Raw genomic sequence first — 4,380 nt, 5'->3', positions numbered from 1 at the left:
CCTTTCCGACCTCGTCCGCCGCCGCGACGACGGCCGCCTTGCAGTCACCGGCCGCACCACCGCCCGCCTCCGTACGCAGCCGGGTGGCGAAGTGGGCGGCGAGGGCCTCGGCGTCCTGGTCCCTGGCCAGGCTCAGCAGTACGGCGATGACCCCGTCGGCCAGCTCGGCGACGAGCCCTGGCAGCCCCAACAGACGCAGTACACGGTCGAGTTGGGCCGCCTCCGTGTCCCGTACGACCAGGGGCACGAACGTCCGGCGGTTGACCGGCAGTCCGGCCGCCCGGGCCCGGGGCAGCAGTTGGCGGGCCGGTACGACTCCGGAGACGAGGTCGGTGAGCAGGCTCTCGGCGGACTGCTCCTCCCATGAGTGCACGGTGCCGCCGAGCATGCGGTGCAGGACCAGGGCCTCGGCCCCGCGGTCGGCGAGCAGCCGTCCGGTGGCGGCGTCGCCGCGGTAGCCGCACAGCACGATGCGGCCCCAGCGTTCGCCGCGTCCGCCCAGTTCGGCGCGGACCCAGCCGTCGCCCTCGCTGCCGCCGGCCTGCCGCGCGATGCGTTCCCAGTCGCGCAGCACGTCGTCGACCGCGGACCGCTCCCCCGCCGTGGCGAGGACGCGGTGCGCGAGGTTGGTGACGACGACGGGGCACGCGCTGTGCGAGGCGATCTCGTCGAGCATCCGCTGCAGCGGGGCGCCCGCCGTGATGAGCCCGGTCAGCGCGGTCCGGACGGACTCCGACAGGCTGACGGCCGCGAACTTCCTTCGTACGAGCCGGGATTGGACCTCTTCGGTGAGTTCGGCGAAGGGGAACGGGCGGTGCAGGACGATCATCGGCAGCCCGCACCGCTCGGCCGCCCTGCGCATCACCTCGGGCGGGGTCGGGAAGGCCCGGCCGAGTCCGAGGACGACGGCCGAGGCCTCCGCGCGGTGCAGTGAGCGGATGTACTCGGCCTGGGCCTCCGGGTCGCCCGCGAGCAGCACCCCGGTGGTGAGGACCATCTCGCCGCCGCTGAGCATCACGCCGACGTCGGCGGCCTCGGCGACGTGCACCCAGCGCACGGGCCGGTCGAGCTGGCCCGCGCCGGCCACCACCTCGGGCTCCCCGGCGAGCACCCGCTCCAGGGCGAGGACCTGGCGGACCGACAGGGCGGGTTCCAAGGCGGTGGTCATGCGGCGAACCTTCAATCTTGCGTTGCTGAGCGCTCCTCAGGGCCGACGCCTCGTCAGGACCGGCTGCTCCGCAGAGCGCGCTCCAGGATCGCGGCGCCCTCCTCGGCCTCCGCGACGGTGAGCGACAGCGGTGGCGCGATCCGCAGGACGCTGGTGTTGTGCCCGCCGCCCTTGCCGATCAGCAGGCCGCCCTCGCGGGCCGCTTCGAGCACGGCGGCGGCCGCGTCCGGGTCGGCCCGGTCGGTGCCGGGCTTCACCAGCTCGATGCCGATCATGAGACCCCGGCCCCGGACCTCCCGTACGCCCGGCAGTTGGGCCGCGATGGCCCTCAGCCGCTCGATGAGCAGGCCGCCGACGCGGCGGGCGTTGCCCTGGAGGTCGTGTTCCAGGAGGTACGTGAGGTTGGCGAGGCCCGCGGCCATGGTGATCTGGGTGCCGCCGAACGTCGAGATGGAGTTGGAGTCCAGGCAGTTCATGACCTCGGCGCGGGCGACGACGCCGCCGATGGACATGCCGTTGCCGATGCCCTTGGCGAAGGTGAGTATGTCCGGCGGACCGTTCTGGCCGTGCGCCTGCCAGCCCCAGAAGTTGTCGCCGGTCCTGCCCCAGCCGGTCTGCACCTCGTCGGCGATCCAGAGGATGCCGCGCTCCTGGAGGACCTCGCGGAACGCCGCGTACAGGCCGTCCGGCGGTGCGGTGAAGCCGCCGACTCCCTGGATGGGCTCGGCGATCAGGGCCGCGGGCGGGCGGACGTGGCCGAGCAGGTCCTCCAGGTCGGCGACGCAGGCCGCGATGAAGCCGGCGTCGTCGAGATCGGCGTACGGGCCGCGGGTGCGGACGCCGCCGTGCACGTACAGCGTCTGGAGGGGCGAGAGGCTGGTCGGCGACCAGCCCTTGTTGCCGGTGATGCCGACCGAGGTGAACGAACGGCCGTGGTAGCTGTTGCGCATCGCCAGGATCTGGTTGCTGCGGCGGTACGCGGTGGCGAGGAGCAGGGCCGTGTCGTTGGCCTCCGTGCCGGAGGTCGTGAAGAAGACACGCGCGTCCGGGATGCCCGACAGCTTGGCGATCCGCTCGGCGAGGTCGACCATCGGCCGGTTCAGATACAGCGTGGAGGAGTGGATGATCCGGCCGGCCTGCTCGCTGACGGCCTTCGTCACCTCGGGCAGGGCGTGCGCGGTCATCGTGGTGAGGATGCCGCCGAAGAAGTCGAGGTACTTGTTGCCCTCGGTGTCCCAGACGTGGCGGCCCTCGCCGTGGGTGAGCTCGATGGGATCGGCGTAGTAGACGGCGAGCCAGTCGGGGAGGACGGACTGGTGGCGCTGGTACAGGTGCTTGGCCGAGCCGTGGGCCTGGCCCTGGGAGTCGTCTGTCGTCACGGCTGCACCAGCCCTTCGTACGCGTCGGGGCGACGGTCCCGGTAGAAGGCCCACTGCTGGCGGACCTCCTCGATCAGGTCGAAGTCGAGGTCGCGGACGACGAGCTCCTCGCTCTTGTCGCTCGCGGTCTCGCCGACGAACTGGCCTCGCGGGTCGACGAAGTACGACGTCCCGTAGAAGTCGTTGTCCCCGTACTCCTCCTCGCCGACACGGTTGATCGCGGCGATGTAGTACTCGTTCGCGACGGCCGCGGCGGGCTGCTCCAGCTGCCAGAGGTGGGAGGACAGACCGCGGGAGGTCGCCGACGGGTTGTAGACGAGCTGCGCGCCGTTCAGACCGAGCTGGCGCCAGCCCTCCGGGAAGTGCCGGTCGTAGCAGATGTAGACACCGACCTTGCCGACCGCGGTGTCGAAGACGGGCCAGCCGAGGTTGCCCGGTTTGAAGTAGTACTTCTCCCAGAAGCCCTTGACCTGGGGGATGTGGTGCTTGCGGTACTTGCCGAGGTAGGTGCCGTCGGCGTCGATCACCGCGGCCGTGTTGAAGTAGAAGCCGGACTGTTCGACCTCGAAGACCGGGACCACCACGACCATGCCGGTCTCGCGGGCGAGCTCCTGCATACGGGTGACGGTGGGGCCGTCCGGTACCGGTTCCGCCCAGCGGTAGTGCTCCGGTTCCTGGACCTGGCAGAAGTAGGGGGCGTTGAAGACTTCCTGGAATCCGATGATCTTCGCACCCTGACGGGCCGCCTCGCGGGCGTGCTCCTCGTGCTTGGCGACCATGGATGCGGTGTCGCCGGTCCAGGTGGCCTGGACCAGAGCGGCGCGTACGACGTTGGCCATGAGCTGCTCCTTCGACGGGACGTCAGAGAGCTTCTACGCCCGTAGATGGTGGGCGTAGAGCCCCGAAAGTAAGCGGAGGCGCTGCGCTGGGCAAGACCATCGTCGTTAACCGGCTGAGTCGATCTTGTTTCCTACCCTCGTGGGTTAGTGAGGGGGGTGACGGTGAGTGGGTGAGTGCCGGTAGTCGTGGGCTGATCGCGCAGTTCCCCGCGCCCCTGATGGGGTAGGCCGGGGCCTCGGAGGTGAACCTTTCCCCGGTCCGGGACAGCTCAAGCCGTGTAGCCCGCGACCCTGAGGGCGTGGATCAGGTCCCAGTGGCGTTGTTGTGAGACGTGGCGGGCCGCTTCGAGGAGGAGGGGGATGAGGCGGGGCGGGTCGGTCTCGACGCTGCGGGCGGCCTCTTCGGGTGTGCGGATGCGGACGTACGCGTCGAGGAGGGCCCGGACCTCGCGGTGGCGGTCCTCCCCGACCAGGCCCAGTACGGCCTCGCCTATTTCCGGGGCGGGGCGTACGACGCCCTGGCGGAGCATCTGGTCGCCGTCCGCGGTGCGTCCCGCCACAGCGAGTGCGTCGGCGGCGGCGACCAGGCGGTCGGCGGGCAGGGAGGCGGCCTCCCAGAGGAGGGTGGCCCAGTCGGCGCCCAGACCGGCGCGATGGAGCTCGGCGGCGAGGAGCGGGAAACGGGCGGCGGGCCAGTACGCGGCCTCGACGAGCAGGGCGTGCGCCTCGCCGCTGTGCCCCTCGCGCCGCAGCCGGACGAGCCGCTCGACGGTCTGGACGGTGGTCCGGCGCGCCTCGTCGTCCAGCGGCTCACGCCGCGCCTTCGGCCGCGCGGGCTCCTCGGCGACTCCGGCGAAGCGGGCCCCGCGCAGCGTGGGCTCCGCGGTGGGCGGTACGGGCATGGCCGGTGCGGCGGGCGCGGCGGCGTCCTCGGCCATCATCCCGGCGAACCGGGCGCTGCCGCGCGCGCGGCGCTTCGAGCGCTGCTTGGGGG

Annotated in this window: 3 protein-coding genes and 1 pseudogene; all 4 read right to left on the bottom strand. The window is 71.8% G+C overall.

What is annotated here, in order from left to right:
* Positions 1-1,168, bottom strand: a 1,168-nt coding sequence (locus tag O3Q52_RS49570; protein WP_269655001.1) for a PucR family transcriptional regulator ligand-binding domain-containing protein, incomplete at its 3' end; no start/stop codon positions are given.
* A 53-nt stretch (positions 1,169-1,221) separates the two neighbouring features.
* Complete coding sequence (locus O3Q52_RS49565; protein WP_269655000.1) at positions 1,222-2,547, bottom strand: aspartate aminotransferase family protein; 1,326 nt, start codon at positions 2,545-2,547, stop codon at positions 1,222-1,224.
* Positions 2,544-3,386, bottom strand: a complete 843-nt coding sequence (locus O3Q52_RS49560; protein ID WP_055614862.1) for a nitrilase-related carbon-nitrogen hydrolase — start codon at positions 3,384-3,386, stop codon at positions 2,544-2,546. The genes O3Q52_RS49565 and O3Q52_RS49560 overlap by 4 nt, the downstream gene beginning before the upstream one ends.
* Positions 3,387-3,655: 269 nt before the next feature.
* Positions 3,656-4,380, bottom strand: a pseudogene (locus O3Q52_RS49555) (hypothetical protein); the annotation flags it as partial.

The sequence above is a fragment of the Streptomyces sp. ActVer genome (assembly GCF_027270795.1).
GTDB lineage: Bacteria > Actinomycetota > Actinomycetes > Streptomycetales > Streptomycetaceae > Streptomyces > Streptomyces umbrinus_A.
Note: the sequence above shows the minus strand (reverse complement) of the source record. Positions and strands in the feature narration are given on the sequence as shown.